General features: G+C 67.3%; 16 protein-coding genes. 6 read left to right on the plus strand and 10 right to left on the minus strand.

The genetic code is table 11. The features are described from left to right. The first annotated feature begins 89 nt into the window (after window positions 1-89). The 3 genes from FHS79_RS03170 to FHS79_RS03180 are packed head-to-tail and all read left to right on the plus strand — an operon-like array spanning window position 90 to window position 5,128. Window positions 90-2,690 carry a DUF7133 domain-containing protein gene (locus tag FHS79_RS03170; RefSeq protein ID WP_184195276.1) on the plus strand — a complete coding sequence of 867 codons (2,601 nt, stop codon included), beginning with the start codon at window positions 90-92 and terminating at the stop codon, window positions 2,688-2,690. A 1-nt stretch (window position 2,691) separates the two neighbouring features. Next, the gene (locus FHS79_RS03175; RefSeq protein WP_184195279.1) at window positions 2,692-3,624 is read left to right on the plus strand and encodes an ABC transporter ATP-binding protein; all 933 of its coding nucleotides are present in this window, start codon (window positions 2,692-2,694) and stop codon (window positions 3,622-3,624) included. Then, on the plus strand, window positions 3,617-5,128 hold the full coding sequence (locus tag FHS79_RS03180) for an ABC transporter permease (protein WP_184195282.1): 1,512 nt from the start codon (window positions 3,617-3,619) through the stop codon (window positions 5,126-5,128). Before FHS79_RS03175 ends, FHS79_RS03180 begins: the two co-directional genes overlap by 8 nt. Here the strand turns inward: FHS79_RS03180 and FHS79_RS03185 are convergent. The 5 genes from FHS79_RS03185 to FHS79_RS03205 are packed head-to-tail and all read right to left on the minus strand — an operon-like array spanning window position 5,095 to window position 10,858. Continuing rightward, a complete protein-coding gene (locus FHS79_RS03185) occupies window positions 5,095-6,186 on the minus strand; it encodes a ComEC/Rec2 family competence protein (protein WP_184195285.1) in 1,092 nt (363 codons plus the stop codon). The two genes, FHS79_RS03180 and FHS79_RS03185, sit on opposite strands and share 34 nt — an antisense overlap. After that, window positions 6,183-7,313, minus strand: a complete 1,131-nt coding sequence (locus tag FHS79_RS03190; protein WP_184195288.1) for an aldose epimerase family protein — start codon at window positions 7,311-7,313, stop codon at window positions 6,183-6,185. The genes FHS79_RS03185 and FHS79_RS03190 overlap by 4 nt, the downstream gene beginning before the upstream one ends. Beyond that, entirely contained in the window at window positions 7,310-8,842 is a 1,533-nt protein-coding gene (locus FHS79_RS03195; RefSeq protein WP_184195292.1) for a PQQ-dependent sugar dehydrogenase, read from the minus strand. The genes FHS79_RS03190 and FHS79_RS03195 overlap by 4 nt, the downstream gene beginning before the upstream one ends. Continuing rightward, window positions 8,839-9,594 (minus strand): SDR family NAD(P)-dependent oxidoreductase, encoded by a 756-nt coding sequence (locus tag FHS79_RS03200; protein WP_184195295.1) that lies wholly within the window; start codon window positions 9,592-9,594, stop codon window positions 8,839-8,841. Before FHS79_RS03200 ends, FHS79_RS03195 begins: the two co-directional genes overlap by 4 nt. Before the next feature lie 13 nt (window positions 9,595-9,607). After that, on the minus strand, window positions 9,608-10,858 hold the full coding sequence (locus FHS79_RS03205) for an MFS transporter (RefSeq protein ID WP_184195298.1): 1,251 nt from the start codon (window positions 10,856-10,858) through the stop codon (window positions 9,608-9,610). Between the two features lie 268 nt (window positions 10,859-11,126). On the opposite strand from FHS79_RS03205, the gene FHS79_RS03210 reads away from it, so the two are divergent. Together FHS79_RS03210 and FHS79_RS03215 are read left to right on the plus strand one after the other, a co-directional pair. Beyond that, the gene (locus tag FHS79_RS03210; protein WP_184195301.1) at window positions 11,127-11,984 is read left to right on the plus strand and encodes an SDR family NAD(P)-dependent oxidoreductase; all 858 of its coding nucleotides are present in this window, start codon (window positions 11,127-11,129) and stop codon (window positions 11,982-11,984) included. A gap of 13 nt (window positions 11,985-11,997) precedes the next feature. Beyond that, complete coding sequence (locus FHS79_RS03215) at window positions 11,998-12,738, plus strand: SDR family oxidoreductase (protein WP_184195304.1); 741 nt, start codon at window positions 11,998-12,000, stop codon at window positions 12,736-12,738. A gap of 36 nt (window positions 12,739-12,774) precedes the next feature. Here FHS79_RS03215 and FHS79_RS03220 read toward each other — a convergent pair whose 3' ends face one another. The 5 genes from FHS79_RS03220 to FHS79_RS03240 all read right to left on the minus strand — a co-directional run bounded on the left by FHS79_RS03220 (window position 12,775) and on the right by FHS79_RS03240 (window position 20,776). Beyond that, window positions 12,775-13,794 carry a sugar phosphate isomerase/epimerase family protein gene (locus tag FHS79_RS03220; RefSeq protein WP_184195307.1) on the minus strand — a complete coding sequence of 340 codons (1,020 nt, stop codon included), beginning with the start codon at window positions 13,792-13,794 and terminating at the stop codon, window positions 12,775-12,777. A gap of 92 nt (window positions 13,795-13,886) precedes the next feature. After that, entirely contained in the window at window positions 13,887-16,532 is a 2,646-nt protein-coding gene (locus FHS79_RS03225) for a TonB-dependent receptor domain-containing protein (protein ID WP_184195310.1), read from the minus strand. A 293-nt stretch (window positions 16,533-16,825) separates the two neighbouring features. Continuing rightward, a complete protein-coding gene (glcF, locus tag FHS79_RS03230; RefSeq protein WP_184195313.1) occupies window positions 16,826-18,133 on the minus strand; it encodes a glycolate oxidase subunit GlcF in 1,308 nt (435 codons plus the stop codon). Window positions 18,134-18,137: 4 nt separating this feature from the next. After that, a complete protein-coding gene (glcE, locus tag FHS79_RS03235; RefSeq protein ID WP_184195316.1) occupies window positions 18,138-19,289 on the minus strand; it encodes a glycolate oxidase subunit GlcE in 1,152 nt (383 codons plus the stop codon). 2 nt (window positions 19,290-19,291) lie between these two features. Next, window positions 19,292-20,776, minus strand: a complete 1,485-nt coding sequence (locus FHS79_RS03240) for an FAD-linked oxidase C-terminal domain-containing protein (protein ID WP_184195319.1) — start codon at window positions 20,774-20,776, stop codon at window positions 19,292-19,294. 167 nt (window positions 20,777-20,943) lie between these two features. Here FHS79_RS03240 and FHS79_RS03245 point away from each other — a divergent pair, with 167 nt between their 5' ends. Beyond that, entirely contained in the window at window positions 20,944-22,734 is a 1,791-nt protein-coding gene (locus tag FHS79_RS03245) for an IlvD/Edd family dehydratase (RefSeq protein ID WP_184195323.1), read from the plus strand. Window positions 22,735-22,756 lie beyond the last annotated feature (22 nt).

The raw sequence follows: 22,756 nt of genomic DNA on the forward strand, positions 1-22,756 counted from the left end.
GGCACGATAGGCCATACTATATACAGAATACAGTTGCTATAAGGCGGGTGGAGCGCAAAGGATTGCGCCTTGGGGTTGGAGAGCTGGGCATGCGTTCGGGTGTGAAGATTGTCGGAGGTTTGCTGGCCGGGACGTTGCTGCTGCCATGGGTGATGGCGGAAGCCAACATCGTTCCTGGCCCGCTGACCAGCCAGTCCAACAAGCCCTGGCCGGCCTTTTATGCCGATGAGCCCGAGGCCCCCCCGGTGCTGGCACCGGCGGATGCGCTGGCGAGCTTCACCATGGCGCCGGGGTATCATCTCGAGCTGGTGGCATCCGAACCGCTGGTGAAGGACCCGATCCTGATGGAGTTCGACCCCGATGGCCGGCTGTGGGTGATCGAGCTGCCGGGCTGGGCGCACAACGACAAGATGGAGAACACCCTCGAGCCGGTGAACCGGCTCGTGGTGCTGGAGGATACCGACGCCGATGGCGTGTATGACAAGCGCACGGTGTTCATGGACAAGCTGGTGCTGCCACGCGCCTTCAAGATCCTCGACAAGGGCTGTGCGCTGGTGGGCGAGCCGCCGAACCTCTGGAAGGCGTGCGACACCGATGGTGATCTTGTCGCCGACACGAAGGAAGTGGTGGCGGATACGTTTGGCCGGCTGGGCATCCTCGAACACGGCGCCAACGGCCTTTATTGGGGCATGGACAACACGCTGGTGGTGTCGGAACACGACTGGAACCTGGCCTATGAGGCCGGCAAATTCCTGACCGTGCCGGGCATCCGCCGCGGTCAATGGGGTGTGACGCAGGACGATGGCGGGCGCATCTACCGCAACGTCAACACCGATCCGCTGTTCGTGGACTATGTGCCGCCGGGCTATTTCGTCCGCAATCCCAATCTTGTGCGCACCAGCGGGCTGTATGAATCGCTGGTGGACCAGGAGACGACCAACATCTGGCCGGCGCACCCGACCTTCGGGCTCAACCGCGGCTACCGGCGCGAAGTTTTTCGCGAGGACGGCACAGCCTCCTATTATGGCGGCGTGTCGTCGCCGATGATCTACCGCGGCGCGCAGCTGCCCAAGGATGTGCAGGGCCAGGCGTTCGTGGCGGACGGCGCCACCAACATCGTGCATTTGCTGCGGCTGACCGACGACAATGGCAAGCTGACGGCGCGGGACTTCTACCCCAAGGGCGAATTCCTGGCTTCCACCGATGTGCGTTTCCGCCCCACCGCGCTTGCGCCGGGCTGGGACGGCAGCTTCTACATCGTCGACATGTATCGCGGCGTGTCGCAGGACGGGCCGCTGCAGACCGATTATCTGCGCGACTGGATCGGCAAGCGCCAGCTGGCGCGCGACACCGGGCGCGGCCGCATCTACCGTGTGGTGGCCGATGGCATGGGCCGCGATGCCCGGCCGCAGCTTTCCAAGGCGACGACGTCGGAGCTGATCGGGCATCTGTCGCACGCCAACGGCTGGTGGCGGGACATGGCGCAGCAGCTGCTGGTGCAGCGCGCCGACAAGGCCGGCATTCCGGCGCTGAAGCGGCTGGCCGCATCGAAGGGCGAGGATGCGCGCCCGCGCCTGCACGCGCTGTGGACACTGAACGGCCTTGGCGCGATGGAGGCAGAGCTGGCGACACGGGCGCTGACCGACCCATCCGCCGATGTGCGCGCCGCCGGGCTGCGGCTGGCCGAGCCGTGGCTGAAGACCGGCAAGGGGCCGGTAGTCGCGGCCGTTCTGGGGCGGCTCGACGACGACAACTGGTTCGTGCGCCGGCAGCTTGCCGCAACGCTCGGTGAACTGCCCGAGGCGATGCGGATGGCGCCGCTGCTGACGCTGCTCAAGCGCTACGGCGACGACAAGATCACCGTCGATGCCGCAGCATCGAGCCTCGGCGGGCAGGAGGCGCAGGCGCTGGCAGCATTGCTCGACGATCCCGCACCGCCCGCCGATGCGCTGATGATGCTCGCGGCGGCCACCGGCAAGCGGCGTGACCCGGCGCTGGCGCAACAGCTGATCGGCCATGCCGGCGATACAGGGCGCGCTGCCCCGGTGCGCGAGGCGATCCTCTCTGGGTTGGCGCTGGGCCTGACCGGAAGCGTGGGACAGGCCGGGAATGCCGTGGCCGGTGGCCGGGCCGGGGGCGCGATCCCGGGTGTGGGGCCGCAGCGGGCCGGGCCGCAGCGCTTTGCCATGCCGGCCGAGCCGCAGGGCTTGACGACCCTCGCTGGCAGCAATGGGCCGCTGGCGGGCAAGGCGCGCGAAGTGCTCGGTCTGATCACCTGGCCCGGTCGGCCGGCACCGCCGGCGCTTGCGGCCCGCAGCGAGCAGGAGGAGCGGCTCTATCTTGCCGGCAAGGCGCTTTATGCCGAACAATGCGCTGGCTGCCACCAGATGCAGGGCCAGGGCGCGCCCAATGTGGCAGTGGCGCTTGCCGGATCGAAGCGCGTGGTGGATGCAGGCCATATTCCGGTGCGCATCCTCACCAACGGCTATGAGGGCAAGATCGGGCTGATGCCGCCGCTGGGTGCCGCGATGAGCGACGAGGAGCTGGCAGCGCTGCTGACCTACACAAGGCAATCCTGGGGCAACACCGGGTCGCCGATCCCGCCGGCGGCGGTGAAGGAGTGGCGGCTGGCCTTTGCGCACCGCGAAATGCCCTGGACGGCCGAAGAGCTTGCCCAGCCGATCCGGTAGCATGGCGCGCCTTGCCGACTCCGGGGCGCCGCTGCTGGCGGTGGCGGGGCTGGTGAAGCGCCATGGCACGACCGCGGCGGTGGCCGGCGTGGACCTGATGGTGGCGCCGGGCGAGATCGTGGGGCTGCTGGGGGCAAACGGCGCCGGCAAGACCAGCCTGATCGAATGCATCGCCGGGCTGGCGACGCCCGATGCGGGGACGATCCGCATCGCCGGAGTCGATGCTGGAGCCGACCCGCGGGGAGCGCGGCGGCTGTGCGGGGTGGCGTTGCAATCGACGGGGTTGCCGCCGCGGTTGACGGTGGCCGAGACGGTGGCGCTGTTTGCAGTGCTGCATGGCGGCGCCGACACCGATGGCCTGATCGATCGGTTCGGGCTGGCCGGCAAGGCGGGAGCGCGCTGCGAGACGCTTTCGGGCGGGCAGCGCCAGCGGCTGGCGCTGGCACTGGCGCTGATCGGCGATCCGCCGCTGCTGATCCTCGACGAGCCAGGGGCCGGGCTCGATCCGGCAATCCGCGACGACTTCCATGGCCTTATCGAAACGTTGCGCAGCAGCGGGCGCGGCCTGCTCATCGCCACCCACGATCTCGCCGAGGCGGCGCGGCTGTGTGACCGGGTGGTGGTGATGGCGGCGGGACGCGTGGTTGCGGCAGGATCGCCGGGGGCGCTGATCGAAGACGCTGGCGGGCTGGTGCGGCTGCGCGTGCGCACGCGCCCGGCGGTGCCCGACACCGTTGCAGCGGAGATTGCCGGCGACGCACGACTGGCGCAGGACGGCGAGTTGATGGTGTTTTCCGGCGGCGATCTGCGCGCCGTGCTTGCACGGCTGGGGGCGGCGCTGGCGACCGCTGACATCGCGATTGTCGATATCGCCACCGAAACCGCCAGCCTCGAGGCACTGATCGTGGCAATGGTACGGCGTGCCGATGGCTGAGCTTGGCGCCCTGTCGCTGGCGATGGTGCGGATGAACCTGCGCAACCGGATCGCGCTCGTCTATGGCTTCGTGTTTCCGCTGCTGTTCCTGGTGGCGTTCTGGGCGCTGTATCGCAATGATCCGGTGCCGCTGGCGCTGCATGCGGGGCAGTTTCTGACGGTGACGATCCTGGGGGCAGCGTGCTTCGGGCTGCCGACGCAGATGGTGAGCGAGCGAGAGGCCGGCATCTGGCGTCGCTTCCGGCTGACGCCGACGCCCACGCCGGTGTTCGTGGGAGCGACGCTGCTGGTGCGGCTGGCGCTGCTGCTGGCGGCCGTGGCGCTGCAACTGCTGCTGGCGCGCGCGCTCGGGATGCCGTGGCCGGTCCACCCCATCGGCCTCGCGGTGGCGCTGCTGGCGGCGAGCTTTGCTTTTCTGGGGCTGGGTGCCGTCATCGCCATGCTGGTGCCCAATGTGCCGGCGGTGCAGGCGCTCGGCCAGTGCCTGTTCCTGCCGATGCTGATCGTCGGCGGTGTGGCGGTGCCGCTCACCAGCCTTCCCGATTGGGCGCTGACGCTGTCCGTGTTCCTCCCCGGCCGCCATGCAGTGACGGCGCTGCAGGCCAATGTGACCGGGCTCGGCATAAGTGCGGTCCGGTTCGAGCTGGGGGCGCTGGTGGTGATCGGCGGGGCGGCCTTTGCTGCGGCATCGGCCCTGTTCCGCTGGCAGCCGGTGGCGCCGGCGCGCAGCGGCAGGACGACCGGCTGGCTGCTTGTGGCGCTCGCCGCCTGGGGTGCTGTGGGGTTGGCGGCGATCGGCACCGGCCGCGTGGCCCCTGCCGGCCGCGACATCGCCCGGATCGGGCCGGTGACGGATTTTCTGGCCGCGCCGCCGGTCCCCGCGCGGGAGCAGGCTGCCGACACGCCGGCCGAACCGCCCGTCGCCACCGAACCCGAGAAGGTGCCCGAGCCTGCCCCCGAGCCCGTAATCGCGCCGCTGCCCCCGCCGCGCCCGCCGGGCTGGCAAGCCGTGGGACCGGCAGACTATGCGCGGATCGCCTTTGAAGCGCTGCCGCCCGATGGCGGGCTGGTGTCGCCCATCGCGTCGGCCGGCGAAGCGATGGACCCGGTGGTGGCCGAGCAGATCGCACTGCTGAGCGTGCGGCTGCCATCGTGGCCGCCCGCCAAGGTGGCGGATCCGGTGCAGCGGGTGCGCAACCTGCTGACGGTGGCGGCGGTGCCCGACCTTCTGCAAATGGACGGCTTCGAGCGCCATGTGCCGCTGCTGGTGCTGGAGCGGCTGGAGGCGGAGGTGCCGGCGGCGGACCTTCCGAAGCTGCTCTATTGGGTGGCGATGCACCCCGACGAAGGCGACGACAGCGCGATTGCCGCACTGGAGCGGTTGCGGTTGCCGGCGACGAGCGAGCCGACCAAGCCGGTGCGCGAGCGGATCATGCTCTATGCGATGAAGCTGCTCGGCCGGCTGACCGATCAGCCACCGCCGGCAGCGGCGCGGCGCGAGTAGCGGGTCGTCACGCCGGTGCGCGGATTGGCAATGGCAATGGCGCCGGTGTCCGAAACCGTGACGACAAGATTATGGTCGGTCGCCGCATCGGTGTTGGCGATCCGTTCGGGCGCGGTGTTGGCCTCCGGACTGCGATTGGCAAAATGGAGCTGCCACAGCGCCATGTCTGGCATGGCGCCCAGCCGCGTGAGCACCGAGCCGTCCCCGCCCTTGGTGGGGCCGTTGGAGACGATCACGACACGCGGCCGAAGCGTTCGGTAAAGCGGCTCGCTGCCGGCATTCTCGCTGCCATGGTTGCTGGCAAACATGAGATCGACCCGGCCCACGCGGTCGCGGGGGCAGACCAGGCGATTTTCGAGGCGCAGCGTCGCGTCCCCCAGCGCCAGCAGCCGCGCCTTGCCCCAGCGCAGCAAGACGCCGAGCGACCGCCAGTTCTCTTCACCGCCGTCGCGCTCCTCGGTGACGGCGGCCTCGCAGGTCGTGCCCGCCCTGCCCTCGCGCGGCAGCACATCGCCGTCGCTGGCGACGGCGGTCATCTCGAGTCCGTCGATCATCAGGCGGTCGCCGGCTTTCATGATCCGGCGCGGCTTGCCGGCGATGGCGGCTTCGTAGCGCGGATAGCTGTTGACCGGTGCGAAGGGGCCGGGAGTGGTGCCGGGGGGCGGCATTTCGCGGTTGGGGCCGTGATCGATGAACTCGCCGATCTCGATCAGCGGAATGAGATCGAAGACGCCGCCGACATGATCGGCGTGATAATGGGTGACGAGGACGTGATCGATGCGCGACAGCCCCGCGGCGCGCGCCGCCGCGACGATCCGCTGGGCGCTGCTGGTGCCGGGCGGCGGGCGCGCCTGTCCCGGTGCCGGGCGCGGGCCGCCCATGCCGGTCGGAAAGCCGGTATCGATCAGCAGCGATTTGCCACCGGGCGTGATGTAGAGATTGGCGGCACCGCCTTCGACATCGATGGCGATGAGCCGCATGTCCCTGGCCGCGGCGGGCGCGCACGCGAGGCCCGCCGCCAGCGCAAGAGCGATCATGGGGGGTGCGATGCGGGTCATTGCTTCTTCCAGAACGGCGTGCGGTCGGTGGAGAAAACGAACTCGGTGGCCGACTGGAAGGTTTCGCCCGGGCGCAGGACGGTGGAAGGGAAATTCGGCCGGTTGGGGCTGTCGGGGAAGTGCTGGGTTTCGAACGCCACGCCGTCCGACTGGCGCAGCACGCGGCCGCCGGCGCCGATCTGCGCGCCGCTGAGCTGGTTGCCGGTGTAGATCTGCACCCCGGGCTCGGTGGTGCGAACCTCCATCTGGCGACCGCTGACCGGATCGTGCAGCCGCACTGCCGTCGCCAGCACGCCGGGGGCTGCGTCGAGGACGAAATTATGGTCGATGCCCTTGGCCAGCTGCAATTGCGGATGCACGGCGTAGAGCGCCGAACCGAGCGTTGCCGGGCGGGCGAAATCGAACGGCGTGCCGGCGACGGGGGCAAGCTCGCCGGTGGGGATCTGCTTTTCGTCGGTGGGGGTGTAGCGCCGCGCCAGCACCTGCATGACATGGCCATAGACCGGGCCCGACGCGGCACCGCCGAGATTGAAGTAGCTGTGGTTGGTGAGGTTGATGATGGTCGGCTTGTCGGTGGTGGCGACATAGTCGATACGCAGCGCGCCGGCGTCGGTGAGCGTGTAGGTCATCGTCAGCTTGAGCGTGCCGGGATAGCCATTGTCGCCATCGGGGCTGGTGAAGCGCATGATGGCGCCGGCGGTGGTGGCCGTCTCGAAGGTTTCCACATCCCAGAGTTTGGACGCCAACCCGCCGGGGCCGCCATGGATGGCAACGCCGGTGTTGGGGTTGGAGGGCAGCTTGTGGAAGGTGCCATCGAGCGTGAAGCCACCGCCGGCGATGCGGTTGGCATAGCGGCCGACGACGCTGTTGAACGACCCGGCCTTTTCCCAGGCGGCGAAATCGGGCTTGCCCAGCACGATGTTGGCCAGCTTGCCGGCGCGGTCGGGTGCCAGGATCTCGGTGATGGTGCCGCCGCGCGCCGAAAAGCGGACGATATGTCCGGCCTTGTTGGTCAGGGTGACGAGTCGCACGGTCTCGCCGGCTTGCGACGTGCCGAAGACGCTGGTCTGCGCCGTGCCGGCATAGACGGGGCTTGCCAGCAACAGCGAGGCGAGGATGAGCTTCATGGCAGCGGCTCCAGTCGCACGACGAGGCCCGGAGAGGCCTCGGACAGGCCATAGGGCGTGCCGGCGCCGGTCGGGTTTTGCAGCAGCACGTAGAGCAGCCCGTCGGGGCCGGTGGTCACGGTCCGCGTCCGCCCGAACTGCTGGAAGACGATCTCCTGATGGGTGATCCGGCGGCCGTCGATTTCCAGTCGGCGAAGCTGCTGGCCGGCCAGCCCGGTGACGAACAGGCTGTTCTTCCAGCCCGGATAGCGATCGCCGGTGTAGAAGTGGATGCCCGACGGCGAGATGCGCGGGGTGTAGGCAGCGATAGGTTGTTCCATGCCCGGCGCCTCGCGGAGCGTGATGCCCGGCTGCAGCCCAGCTGTGATCACGCCCCAGCCATAGTTTTTTCCCGGCTCGACGATGTTGATCTCATCGCCGCCCTGCGGGCCATGCTCGGCCTCCCACAGCAGCCCGGTGCGCTTGTCCCAGGCGAGCCCTTGCGGATTGCGATGCCCCCATGACCAGATCGTGGGCACCGCATCCGCGCGGCCCACCAGCGGATTGTCGGCGGGGACGCTGCCATCGTCGTTGACGCGGTGTATCTTGCCAAGCGGGGTTGCGAGCGACTGGGCGTTGGCGATCTCGCCGCGCTCCCCCAGGGTGAAGTACAGCTTGCCATCGGCGCCGAAGCCGAAGCGCGTGCCATAGTGCGACCCGCTGGTGGTGTAGAGGCTGGAGGGCGCGCGGAAGATTTCCTGCTGCGCCACCCAGCGATTGCGCCGATCGAGCTTGCCGCGGACAATGACTGTCATCGATGGATGATTGGGCGGCTGTGCGCCGGGCGGCACCGGCGGCGGATTGGCGGGCACGGTGTAGCCGGGCTGCAGTTCGGAATAACCGAGGTAGATCCAGCCATTGCGCCGATAATCCGGATGGACGGCGACATCGAGCAGTCCGCCATCCTGTCGCTCCCACACCTTGGGGGTGCCGGCGACCGGCGTCGGCTGCAGCCGGCCGGTGCTGTCGATGATCCGCAACCGGCCCGGCCGCTCGGTGACGAGCAGCCGTCGATCGGGCAGGAAGGCCAGCCCCCATGGCGTGTCGAGCACGCTGGCAACAATATGGATGCGAAATTTCTGCTTTTCCGAGGCAATCTCGACATTGGCGGGATCGGCGACGAAGACCGGTTTTGCCACCGACACGTCGGAGCGGATGCGCATCCATGCGATCAGCTGCCAGATCACCTGGTCCTCGAGCACCTCGTCGAACGCCGGCATTTCGGCGCCGTCCACGCCCTTCTTTATCTTCTGGAAGAGATCGGCATCGGTGCGCGCGGCCAGCAGCTGCGGATTGAAGAGGCTCGGCCCGCGCCCGCCGGCGAGATCGGTGCCGTGGCAGCCCGAGCAGCTTTCCTCATAGGTGGTGGCCATCTGCTGCTGAAGCAGGCGGCCGGGGCTGACCGGCTGCTGCGCGCCTGCGCCATCGGCAACGAAAAGCGATGCTGCCAGTGCTGATATGAGTGCTGCGACCGGCAATCGCCAACTCATCTGACGGTCCAGCCGCCATCGATGATGAAGTCCCCGCCGGTGACGAAGCCGGCGAGATCGGAACACAGATAGCAGGCGAGGCCGCCGATCTCCTCGGGGCGGCCCCAGCGGCCGACCGGCAGGCTGGCGAGAAACTGCGCATTGGCGACGGGATCGTTCATCACCGGCGCGTTGAGCGGGGTGCCGATCGGGCCGGGGCTGATGCCGTTGACGGTTATGCCATCGCCGGCCAGCTCGAGGCTGAGGGCACGGGTGAGGCCGAGGAGCGACGACTTTGCCGAGGAATAGGCAGTGCGTCCCGGCAACGAGATGTGCGCCATGATCGAGGCGAGGTTGATGATCCGGCCGTAGCCGGTGCCGACCATGCCGGGCACGAAGGCGCGGCAAGCGAGAAAGGTGCTGATCAGGCTGGAATCGACGACACTGCGGAACTCGTCGAGGGTGAAATCGACGAGGTTCTTGCGGATGTTGGTGCCCGCACTGTTGATGAGGATCTGCGGAGCGCCGACGCTTTCGGTGATGCTGTCCCTCAGCGTCGCCACGCTGGCCTCGTCGGTCACATCGGCAGCGAAGACATGCGCGGTGACGCCGTGCGCACGGACCGCTGCGGCAACGGTATCGAGCTTGCCGGTGTTGCGGCCGACGAGCACGAGCGATGCGCCGGCTTCCGCGAGCGACACGGCCATCGCCTCGCCGAGGCCGCCCGAGGCGCCGATGATGACCGCGGTGCGGCCGGAGAGATCGATTTTCATTGCTGTTACCTTGTCAGAGGGCCGGAGCGACGACGAGGTCGGGCTCAGGGTCGGGCTCGGGGACCTTGATGAAGAGCCAGCAGAAGGCGCCGAAGAAGGCAACGCCGGCCATGACATAGAGCATGAAGTTCCAGCTCTTGGTGGCGTCTGCGAGGATCATGCCGCCGACGACCGGGGCGAGGAAGCCCGAGAAATTGGCGAACATGTTCATCGAGGCACCCATGGTGGCGGTGTAGCGCTTGCCCATCTCGACACAGGTGTTCCACGAGATCGGCACGCTGAGATCGCCTGAGAAGCTGATCGCGGCGAGCAGCGCGATCGCCACGCCGACATTCGTTGCCTGCGGGATGATCAGCAGCAGCGAGCCGACCGCGATGAACGCGCCGATCGCCACCAGCCGCCGCGGCACGCGCAGCGGGATCATGCCCGAGACGAGCGACCCGGCGCCGCCCATGAACAGCGGCAGCACCGAGAGCCCGGCGGTTTCCGCCGCCGACTGCCCCCAGGCCTCGCCGAGATAGGTGGGCATCCAGGTGACGAAGAAATACCAGACATAGGACCAGCAGAAATACTGGACCATGAGCAGCAGCGCCTGCGGCTTGAGCAGCAGCTGCAGCCAGCCGCCATGCTCCTGGGTGACCAGCGCTTGCGATTCGGCGAGCAGCGCCAGCTCGGCTTCGTTGACCTTGGGATTGTCCTGCGGGCGCTCCTTGAAGCGGCTGAGGAAGAACAGGGCCCAAACGACGCCCATCAGCCCGAAGATGACGAACGCCCAGCGCCAGCCGAACAACGTGATGCCGACGAGCACCAGCGGCGGGGTGACGGCGGCACCCCAGCGTGTGGAGGCCCACATGAGTGCCTGCGCCTTGACGCGCTCACCGCGCGGCAACCATTGGGTGAGCATGCGGGTGAGATTGGGGAAGCAGCCCGCCTCGCCGGCACCGAACAGGAAGCGGATGATCCACATCGAAGTGAGGTTCCACGCAGCACCCGTGAGGGCGGTGAAGAACGACCACAAGATGACGATCTGGGCGAGCACCCGGCGCACGCCGAGCTTGTCCCCCAGCAGCCCCATTGGGATCTCGAACAGCGCATAGGACAGGCCGAAGGCGCCGAAGATCAGCCCCATCTCGACCTTGTCGAGCCCGAGGTCGGCCGAAATCGGGCCGGCGGCCTGGGAAATGGCAACCCGCTGCACATAGGCGAGAATGGCGAGCGAAAGTGCGAAGCCGACAACGCCGTAGCGGACGCGGGTAGGCTTCATCACCACTGGCCGGGTGACCGGATGCCGGTTGACCCCGAGATGCGCTTCCCCATGATAATCCCTTGTTTTTCTGACGACATGCAGCAGCACTTTACTCTGTGCGCCGCCCCCATCGGTCGACAGCTTTCGATGTATACTAAATACCATTTTCTGCTTGTCAACGCTGGGTCAACGGCTCATCAAAGGTCGTGCGATGACACCGGGGGCCGTGTCGCACATGATCCCCGGCGCTGGCGATACAGACCGATGACGGCAGGAAGGTGGGGAGATGCACAATTTGGTCGGGACCACGAAGGGCGACGCCACGCAGCTCGAAGCGCTGGCGGCAGGGCTCGATGGCAGCGTCGCCCTGGTGACCGGATCGGGGCGCGGATTGGGGCGGTGCATCGCGCAGCATCTGGCCGACCTCGGCGCCGCGGTGGCGGTGCACGACATTTCCGAAGAGGCTTCGGCGCAATATGGCGAGGAAGCCAATCTGACAGCGGTTGCGGCGGCGATCGCCAGCCGCGGAGTCGCCACTGTGGGCGTGACTGGCGACATCTGCGACGAGGCGGCGGTGGCGGCAATGGTGGCGCGCGTGTCGGAAACGCTCGGGCCGATCTCTATTCTCGTCAACTGCGCCGGCGGCGATATCGGGGCGGCCAACACCAAGCCAAGTCCCAATGGCGCTCTCGACATCAGCCTCGCCGATGCAATGGCGGTGCTGCAGCGCAACTTCATCGGCACGATGCTGATGTGCCGCGCCGTGGTCCCGGGCATGGCGCTGCGCAACAAGGGCAGCGTGATCAATTTCGGGTCGCTCAATGCCCATCAGGCGGTGTCTCCAGAAGTGGTCTATGGATGTGCGAAGGCGGCTGTGGTGCATTACACCCGTTGCCTGGCGCTCGAGATGCGCGACCTCGGCGTACGGGTGAATGTGGTGTCCCCCGGCCCCGCCACCAGCGCCCGCTTCCTCGCCACCCGCCAGACCGATCCGCGAATGATGGGCGAGGGCCCCTCGCTCGATCGCTATGCGCGGCCCGAAGAAGTGGCGCGGGTCGTTGCCTTCCTCGCCTCGGATCAATCGAGCTTCGTTTCCGGGCAGGTGCTGCGGATCGACGGCGCCGCCAGCCTTTACGCTGCATGAGGATCGTTGCTGCATGACCGACCGGCTTTCAGGAAAGACTGCCCTTGTGACCGGGGCCGCACAGGGCATCGGCCTTGCCATCGTCGAGGCGTTCGTTCGGGAAGGCGCCAGCGTGATCGCCACCGACCTGCAGGAGGACCGGCTGGCGAGCCTGTTCGAGGGATCGGCGGTGCGCTTCCGGCGGATGGACGTGACCGATCCGCAATCGGTCGGGGAGGCGGCTGCGGCATTTCCGGAAGCGGGGGTGCTGGTCAATTGTGCCGGCTGGGTGGCGAATGGCAGCATCCTCGATGGCACACCCGAAGACCTTGCGCGCAGCTTCACCATCAACGTCGTGTCGATGGCGACGACGATCCGGGCGTTCCTGCCGGCGATGCTCGATCGCAACGATGGATCGATCATCAACATCGCCTCGGTCGTCTCGTCGGTGATGGCAGCGCCCAATCGCTTTGCTTATGGCACGTCGAAGGCGGCTGTCATCGGGCTGACGATGTCGGTGGCGCGCGATTTCATCGGGCGCGGCGTGCGTTGCAACGCCATCAGCCCCGGCACGGTCGACAGCCCGTCGCTGGAAGACCGGCTGGCGGCGAGTGGCGACGCCGCAGCCGCGCGTGCGGCCTTTGTGGCACGCCAGCCGATGGGGCGCATCGGCACGCCCAAGGAAATTGCCGAGATTGCCGTGCTGCTGGCATCCGACGAAGCGCGCTTCATGAGCGGCAGCAACATCATCGTCGATGGCGGGATGAGCCTCTGACGCAGGCGGCGCTGCTGCCCACGTCACGCGAGCATCTCAAGCCAGATTGGCGCTGGCCCATGCGAAAACCTGGCGGTTGTTAGCCTCTTCGCGTTCGAGCTGCTGAGCCGGGCTGAGGCCGTCCATCGCATCGAGCCTGGTGGCCTTGGCTTCGACCATTGCGAGCCAGGGCGCCACCCTGCCCTTCTGTGCTTCGGGAAAGCTGGCGAGATAGCCGGGGGTGCGCACCGGCACCTTGAGCGGGTTGCGGGTGATGAGCTCGGTGGTGGGCAGAATCTTCGGGTTGGCCTTGCGCATGATCGCGAACAGCGCCTTCTGGTCGGTCATTCCGGTGCCGAAGGGCACCTCGGCGAGGAGGAAGCCGTCTTCGTAAAGTGCCACACCCATATCCTTGAGCGAGGTCGCCTTGACCCAGGGGGCCAGCGCGGTGACGGTTTCAATGGGGTCTTCCATGAAGCTCATGTTGTTGCCGGGATCGATGAGGCTGCCGAGCCAGGGGCTGCTGAAGCGGCGGAGAAAGCCGACATGCTCTTCGACGGTGCGATCCTTGTGATTTTCCAGCGCGATGGCAACCTTGTACTTCTCGGCGAGCGGCAGGCAGCGCTCGACAATGGCATCGGCTTCGGCCTGCCATGTGCGGTATTCGGCCAATGACTTGAAGCTTTCGTAGCGGCGGCCGGTGCCGCCCTGCGGCGGGCGGCTGACGGCACGAGCGACGGTGGCGCCGAGGGCAGCCGACGCGCGCAACGAATTCTCGAAGGTCGACAGGTCATCGGCAAGGCGCGTGGGCAGCTGGACCTGGCCTTCATAATACATGCCGAGCTCGTCGAGGCGCTTGCGCACGGCTGGGAGATCGGTGGTGATGAGGTGCTGGATGCCGCCCGCACCCAGCGAGCGGCAATATTCGACATAGGCGACCGGATTGTCGCGCAGCGGTGGCACCCCGGCGGCGCGCAGGCGGGTCGAGAGCGCGGTGGTGGCGATGCCCGCCGGGGACTTGGGTGGCAGTGTGCCTTCGGCAAGCGCCTTGGCGAAGCCGGGACCGATTGCGATCATGCTCGCGGCCAGAGCCGAGCCCAGGGCTGCACGACGGGAAATGGCGACCATGGCAAATGCTCCAGATGACTGTGGACTGGCGGGATCAAGCGTCAGAACCGGGTGCGCAGCGTAACTTCGAGTGTGCGCCCGAACGGCGAGGCGAGATTGGAAAAATAGCCGAGCGTGCCATCGTAGAATGGGGGGGAACGATCGAACAGGTTGGACGCGCGGAACTGGATCTGGCTGCCCTTGAGGACCTGCGGCATGTTGTATTGCAGGGTCAGGTCGAAGGTCTCCCAGCTGTCGACCTCCGGGAAGGCGACGGAGCCCGGATTGGTGTAGCTGTCGATGTAGTTCATGAACAGCGAGGCCGTGAAATCCTCGAGCGTCCACGAAAGCTGGCCGCGGGCCCGCCACTTGATGGCTTCCTGCCGGCCGACGAGGTCCTGGAAGCCCGATCCGGGAACGATCTCCTGCCGATAGCCGAGCTGGCGGTTGGCGTTGATATTGAAAAGGAAATTGCCGATGCCGGTGTCGAGCGTGTAGTTGAGATCGAAATCCAGCCCGTCGATGCTGCGGCTGCCGAGATTGACGGCGTAGGAGCGGAAGATGAAATCGATGACGTCGGGCACCGGGCTTTGCGGCGGCGCCTCGGCAATGGCCTGGGCCACCTGCGCGGGTGTGGGATTGCGGGTCAGCGCATAGGCGAAGGCAGGATTGAAGAAGGCATCGGCCTGTGTCGGCTTGTAGACGAGGTTCGAATATTTGACGTTGTAATAGGTGACGCCGAACCTGAGGTTGGGAATGAATGTCGGGCGCAGCTCGGCGCCGAACGAATAGGTGGTGGCGTCCTCCGGGGTGAGAGCCGGGTTGCCGCCGCCCTGGTTGTAGATGTTGACGGTGCCGATGCCGGCAACATTCTGTCCCGGCTGGGGAACGCCGAAGATGGAGGTGATGAGGCCGAGATTGGGAGCGACGAACGAGGTGCCCCAGCTGCCGCGCAGCGTCAGATCCTCGATCGGCTGCCAGACAATGCCGAACTTGGGATTGAAGGTGCCGCCGAGCCCCTGATAGTGATCGTAGCGACCCGAGACGGCGAGATCGAGCCGCTGGAAGAGCGGAATGGCGTTGGCACCGCTGAACAGCGGGATGTTGACTTCGGTGAAGACGGCGGCGACGAAACGCGAGATGTTGTCATCGCGCACCAGCAGCTGATTGGGGCCGGGGACGCCCCCCAGCTGCAGCTGGTTGGCCTGCTCGTCGCGGAAATCGGTGCCGACCGCGACGCGCACATCACCGCCCGGAACAGCAAACAGCGGGCCATCGGCCTTGACCTGGAGCTGGCGCAGATATTGCGATGTATCGTTGATCTGGGTGAACCCGTTGTTGATCTGCGCCAGCACATCGGCGTTGTTGTCGGCTGCCTGACCGAAGGGGTTGAATGCCGTGGCGCGCGTGGTCCCCCGGGCGAGGGCCTGTGCCACCTGGAGATCGACCTCGGGCTGGTCGTTGTAATCATTGGTTTTCGAATAGTGGGTCAGCAGGTTGATCTGCCAGTCTCCGCCGACATCGATGTCGGCGCCCAGCGTGATGCCCATGACTTCGGAACGCTGCAGGTTGCGCGGGTTGTCGAAAAGCCCCTGGGTGTTGCGCACCACGGCGACCTGGCTGGCGGTGACGCCGGGCGGCAGCACGAAATAGGGATTGGTGTTGGGAACGATCAGGTTGAAATTGCGAGGGTTGGCGATGCTGCTGGTTCGCAGGTTGGAATAATTGCCCTCGGCCCAGAGCGTGACGGTGTCGGAGATCTGCTCGCGGATGGTGGCGAGCACCGAGTAGCGCCGGCTTTCGGGAATGATGGTGTTTTCGAGCTGATTCTCGCAACGGTTGCGGTTGGCATTGCCGGTGAGAAACGACGGATAGGCGTAGACGACACCATTGGCGGTGACGTTGGGGAGCGAGCATGAGGTACCGCGTCGGTCGGCGCCGCCGCGGAAGCGCTGGTCGGCGCGGATGAAGTCGTATTCGCCGTTCGTCGGCGGGGTGTTGCCCGAGTATTCGCCGACGATCATGAAATTGCCGGAGCTCCAGCGCTTGCCCCAGCCCAGCGCCAGATTGCGCTTCTCGTAGGACGAGTTTTCGCTGAAGCCATAAGTGCCCTGGGCTTCAAAGCCCTCCATGTCGCGGCGGTAGATGAAGTTGGCGACCCCGGCGACGGCGTCGGAGCCATAGACTGCCGACGAGCCGTCGGCGACGATCTCGACCCGCTGCACGGCAAGGATGGGGACGATGCCGGGATCGGGGAGGACCGCTTCGCCGCCGACGGCGGCCATGCGGTGGCCGTTGAACAGGGTCAACGTGGCGAAGATGCCGATGTTGTGGATGTTGGGCAGGAAGCCGCCGGTGCGGAAGCGACCGACCGTTGCCTGCTCATGGTTCGCGCCGAAGTTGCCGAGCTGGGGCACCTGGCTGAGCAGCTCGGAAGCATTGGCGGGGGCATTGGCCTGGATCGTGTCGCGGGTGACGCCGATCAGCGCCGAGCCAGTGGGTGCGACGCCGCGGATGCTGGTGCCGGTGACGATGATCTCGCTGCCATCCTGCGCCGCCTCGGCGACTGCGGCAGTCTCGGTGGAGGGCGTGGGAGTTTGCGCCTGCGCGGCCTGCGGCAGCGCGAGAAGCGCTGCAAGTGCGGTGGAAGCGAGCAGCACGCGGCCGCTGCGGGCATGTCCAGCCATTTGCGTGTCGATCTTTGCCATTGGTGCATCCCCCCTGGATGATGAGCAGCAATGCGCTACGGCAGCACAGCCGGCGCGGCGTGTTGATGATGAACGATGTGGATCAAGCAACGCGGTACGGCGGGGCGAGGGGCGGGGCGCGCAGCTGCATGTTGGCGCACGCAATGATGCCGACATGCCGAGCTGACATAGCGCCTACCCCCCCTGGAAGCGCGGCGATCTATCGTCGCCTGCGCAGCAACTGACTCATCCCAGCGATGGTCCGTCGATCAAGGTATGTACACTGTATACAGTGCTGTCAATGGTGTAATTTTTCAGGAATCGTCCCGGTTTCCCGATACCGGCAGCGCTGACGGACGCGGTCCTCCAGTGGCCCAATCGAGCAGCTCCACAAGGTGGATTGTGGGGGCTGCCTCGCTCGACAGATGTTCGAGGCAGCCGATGTTGCCGCTGGCGACGAGCGTGGCGCCGGTGCGGGCGATGGCGGCTTGCTTGCGGGCCTTCAGGGCTTGCGACATCTCGGGCTGGAGGATGCTGTAGGTTCCGGCCGAGCCACAGCAGATATGGCCCTCGCCGATCTCCCGGACATCGAAGCCGCTGGCGGCGAGCAACTGGCGTGGCTGCAGACGGACCTGCTGGCCATGCTGGAGCGAACAGGCCGAATGATAGGCAACGGCAAGGCCAGGGGCGATGACGGGGGGCAGCAGATCGAGCGTGGCGACATATTCCGATATGTCGCGGGTGAGGCCGGCGATGCGGGCGGCGCGCGCCGCCCAGGCAGGATCTCTGGCAAACAGCTCGTCGTAATGGCGGACAACGGTGCCACAACCCGAGGCGGTGACGAGGATGGCATCGAGGCCGCCCCCGGCAAGCTCGGCTTCCCAGGCTTCGATATTGGCCATGGCGAGGCGGCGGGCGCGATCCTCCTTGCCCATGTGATGATCGAGCGCCCCGCAGCACAGGCCGGTTGCGGCCACGACCACCTCGACGCCGTGCCGGTTGAGAAGCCGGATGGCCGCGGCGTCGATCTCGGGGCGCAACACCGGCTGGACACAGCCGGCATGGAGCGCAACGCGGGCACCGGCACCGGCACCAATCGGCGAAAACACTCCTGCGCGCGGCGCCGCAGCAGTCGCTGCCTTCGCCGGCACCATCGCCAGCATCGCCTGCAAGGGTGCGGGGAGCAGCCCGGCGAGAGGCCGGACAAGGCGGCCGGCGGAGACGGCGGCGGCGAACAGCGCAGGGCGGGTGAGCACCGTGGACAGCAGCCCGCGCAGCAGGCGCTGGTGCCAGGGCCTTCGGTGATGCTCGGCAATGTGCACGCGGGCGACATCGACGAGCTGGCGATAGTCGACGCTCGACGGGCAGGTGGTGAGGCAGCTGAGGCAGCCGAGGCAGCGGTCGATATGGTGGACGGCGGCCGGGGCGGGCGGCCCGCCGGCTTCGAGCATGTCCTTGATCAGCCATATGCGGCCACGCGGCGAATCGAGCTCGTCGCCGGTGAGCAGATAGGTTGGGCAGGTGGCGGTGCAGAAGCCGCAATGCACGCAATTGCGGATGATGCCTGCTGCCGTCACGATGCCGGGGTCTTCTCGCTGGCGGGCAGTGAAATCGGTCTGCATGGCGTCAGCCTTTCAGCCGGCCGGGGTTGAAAAGACCGGCGGGATCGAAACTCGTGCGCACCCGCGCCTGCAGCGCTTCGAGTGGCGGCGGCAGCGGCGGGAAGACCGGGACCATTGCCTTGATCGCGGCGGGTGCGCGCATCAGCATGGCATGGCCGCTGGTCGCCGCCAGCGCGGCGCGGACGTCGATGACCGCATCGGCGGCGTGCCAGAGCCAGATCAACGCTCCGCCCCAATCGAGCAGATGGCCATCGGCCGCGCCCAGCCGGGCGAGCGCGGCGGGGGCCTGGGTGGCGGGCAGGATGATCCGCCAGAGCATGGCATCGGCATCGGTGACGAAGGGCCCGACAGCGGCGATATCCTGCCAGAGGCGCTGCGATTCCGCATCGTCCAGCCAATCGGCTTCCCATTCGAGGCTGGCGGCAAGCGCGGCGCGCTGCACCGACAACACGCGGGGTGTGCCTTCGAGGCGGAGCAGCGTGCGCGCCAGGTGGCCGGGCAGATGCGCGGCGCCGGTGATCGGCACGGCACCTTGCAGCGCGCGGGTCATCATCATCACCGCCGCAGCCGGATCGAGCCCGGTGATGACCAGCGAGCCGGTCGCCGCCGGCATCGGCAGTGCCTTGAGGCTGATCTCGGTGAGGATGGCGAGCGTGCCCCATGACCCGGCCATGACCTTGGGCAGATCATAGCCGGTGACATTCTTGAGCACCTTGCCGCCGGCGACGAACACCTCGCCGAGGCCGTTGACCGCCTGGACGCCGAGGACATGATCGCGGACTCCGCCGGCCGCGAGCCGGCGCGGCCCGGCGATGCCGGCAGCGACAAGGCCGCCGATGGTGCCGGTGCCGGAAGCACCGCCCCAGAGCGGCGCCAGGTCGGGCGGCTCGAAAGCGAGGCGCTGGCCGCTGGTGGCGAGGTGCGCGATCACATCGGCGGTCCGAGCGCCGGGCTGGACGGTGACCACCAGCTCGGGCGCATCATGATCGACGATCGCCGCCAGTCCTTCGAGCGAGAGCGCATCCTCGGCATGGACGCGATGGCCGATGCCGCGGCGGGTGCCGCTTCCGAGGATCTCCAGCGGGCGTGACGCAGCGCCGGCCGCGCGAACGGCATCGACAACCTCGTTGACGGTCTGGGGACGGAGCAGCGCCATGATCAGAAGCGCGGCAGGTCCGGAAAGCTCAGTCGGCCGCCATGGACATGCTCGGCGCCACCCTCTGCGCAGCGGCTGAGCGCCGGGAAGACCTTTCCGGGGTTGAGCAGTGCGCGCGGATCGAAGGCCGCCTTGACCCGCTGCTGTTGGGCCAGATCGACGGGGGTGAACTGCTTGTGCATCAGATCGCGCTTCTCGATGCCGACGCCATGCTCGCCGGTGAGCACGCCGCCAACCTCGACACAGGTTTCCAGGATGCGGCTGCCAACACGCTCGGCCTTTTCCAGATCGCCGGGGATGCTGGCATCATAGAGGATGAGCGGATGCAGGTTGCCGTCGCCGGCATGGAAGACATTGGCCACGCCGAGCCCCTCGGCAGCGGCAATGGCGGTGATCCGACCGAGCACCGGCCCCAGCATGCGCCGCGGGATGGTGCCATCGACGCAATAATAGTCGGGGGATACCCGGCCGACGGCGGGGAAGGCCGCCTTGCGACCGGCCCAGAACAGCAGCCGCTCGGCCTCGCCTTCCGAAGGGCGGCAAAGCGTGGCACCATGCCGTGCGGCGATGGTGGCGATGACCGCGAGCGCATCGTCGATCTCCTCGATGCCGCCATCGAGCTCGGCGATCATCAGCGCCTCGACATCGAGCGGGTAGCCGGCGTTGACGAAGGCCTCGGCGGCGTGGATGGCCGGGCGGTCCATGATTTCCAGCGCGGCGGGGATGATGCCGCAGCCGATGATGCTGGCGACGCACTCGCCCGCCGCCTCGACCGCGGGAAAGCCGATAAGCATGGCACGCTGGTGCGGCGGCCGCGGCAAGATACGCACCGTGACTTCGGTGACGACGCCGAGCATGCCTTCCGACCCGCAGACGAGGCCGAGCAGATCATAGCCAGGCGCCTCGGGTGCCGTGCCGCCCAGCCGCAGGACCGTGCCGTCGATGAGCACGATTTCGACCCCGAGCAGGTTGTTGGTGGTGGTGCCATATTTGAGGCAGTGCACGCCGCCGGCATTCTCCGCGACATTGCCGCCGATCGAGCAGGCGATCTGGCTGGAGGGATCGGGTGCGTAATAGAAGCCGCGACCGGAAACTGCCTCGCTGATGGCGGCATTGGTGACACCGGGCTGCACCACGGCACAGCGATTGTCGTAATCGATGGCGAGCACCTGGTTGAAGCGGGCCATGCCGAGCACGATGCCGTCGGCGAGCGGCAGCGACCCGCCGGAAAGCGAGGTGCCGGCGCCGCGGGCGACGACCTTGACCCCGGCCTGATGGCACCAGGCGAGCACGGCCGCGACCTCGTCGGTGGTGCGTGGCAGCACCACGGCAAGCGGCAGCTGCCGATAGGCGGTGAGCGCATCGCACGACCAGGGCGCCAGCGCCGCGGGATCGCTGATCACGCCGCTCGGCACGATCTTCGCCAGGGCGCTGGCGATGGCGTCGCGTCCGGCGATCAGGGCCTGGTCGGGGTCGGGCATTTGCATGGGTCGGCAGTTCCGGGTCGTGCGGCTGGCAGGCTTGCAGCGCCAAGCTTGCCGGGGGATGGTGCCTGAACGCAAGCGCGCTGCGGGGTTGCAGACTGTTTGACACAGTCCGAGTGTCTTCTATATGCACTTTTGTGCGCGCGGCAATGATTGCTTGGGGACAGCCGATGAACGACGAGAGCGGCAAACCGGCGACGAGGCGACCGTTGCGCTCGAGCGACTGGTTTTCGAACGAAGCGCGCAGCGACATGACCGCCGTTTATCTCGAGCGTTTCATGAATTACGGGCTGACACCCGAGGAACTCCGCTCCGGCCGGCCGATCATCGGCATCGCCCAGTCGGGCAGCGACCTGTCGCCGTGCAACCGCGTCCATCTCCAGCTTGCCAGCCGCATTCGCGACGGCATCCGCGATGCCGGCGGCATTGCCATGGAGTTTCCCGTCCACCCCATCTTCGAGAATTGCCGGCGACCGACGGCGGCGCTCGATCGCAACCTCGCCTATCTCGGCCTGGTCGAGATCCTGAACGCCTATCCGCTCGACGGGGTGGTGCTGACCACGGGTTGCGACAAGACCACGCCGAGCCAGCTGATGGCGGCCGCGACCGTCGACCTGCCGGCGATCGTGTTGTCGGGCGGTCCCATGCTCGATGGCTGGTTCGAGGGCGAGCGCGTCGGTTCGGGGGCGGTGATCTGGAAGAGCCGCAAGCGGCTGGCTGCGGGCGAGATCAGCGAGGAGGAGTTTCTCGACGCCGCCTGCGCATCGGCGACGTCGGTGGGGCATTGCAACACCATGGGCACGGCGTCGACGATGAACGCGATTGCCGAGGCGCTCGGCATGTCCCTGCCCGGCTGTGCCGCGATCCCGGCGGCGTACAAGGAGCGGGGGCAATTTGCCTATGAAACGGGACGGCGAATCGTCGGCATGGTCGAGACGAACCTGAAACCCTCGGCGATCCTGACGCGCGAGGCGTTTCTCGATGCCATTGCCGTGACGGCGGCGATCGGCGGATCAACCAATGCGCAGCCGCACATCACTGCCATGGCGCGCCATGCCGGGATCAACCTTGTTGTGGACGATTGGCGGAAGGCGCAGGATATCCCGCTGCTCGTCAACATGCAGCCAGCGGGCAAGTATCTCTCCGAACACTTCTATCGCGCCGGCGGGGTTCCGGCGGTGATGGCCGAACTGGCGGCAGCGGGGCGGCTCCACGGCGAGCGGATGAGCGTGACCGGCCGCAGCATTGCCGCAAACATCGCCGGCCGCCACAGCACCATGCCCGATGTCATCCTGCCCTATGCGGAGCCCCTGGCGCACAATGCCGGGCTGGTGCCGATGAGCGGCAATCTGTTCGATTTCGCGCTGATGAAGGTGAGCGTGATAAGCGAGCAGTTTCGCGCCCGATATCTGGCGCGCGAAGGTGCCGAAGGCATTTTCGAAGGGCGCGCGATCGTGTTCGAGGGCGGCGATGATTATCACCACCGCATCAACGATCCGGCACTGGCGATCGACGAGGATTGCATCCTGGTGATGCGCGGTGCCGGGCCGATCGGCTGGCCGGGCTCGGCCGAAGTGGTGAACATGCAGCCGCCCGATGCGTTGCTGAAGCGCGGGATCAACAGCCTGCCCACGCTGGGCGACGGCCGCCAATCGGGCACATCGGATAGCCCGTCGATCGTGCATGCCTCCCCGGAAAGTGCGGCCGGAGGCGGGCTGGCTTGGCTGCGCACCGGCGACCGCCTTCGCATCGATCTCAACACAGGACGCTGCGATGCGCTGTTGAGTGATGACGAGATCGCCGCGCGCAAGGCCGATCTGCCGCCGCCGGTGCCCGGCAGCAACACGCCCTGGGAGGCGCTCTATCGCGCGCATGTGGGGCCGCTTTCGACGGGTGCGGTCTTCGAGTTTGCGGTGAAGTTTCAGCGGATCAGCGACACGCTGCCACGGCACAATCATTGACCGCGCTGGCACCGGCGATGAT

The sequence above is a fragment of the Polymorphobacter multimanifer genome, from assembly GCF_014205635.1.
GTDB lineage: Bacteria > Pseudomonadota > Alphaproteobacteria > Sphingomonadales > Sphingomonadaceae > Sandarakinorhabdus > Sandarakinorhabdus multimanifer.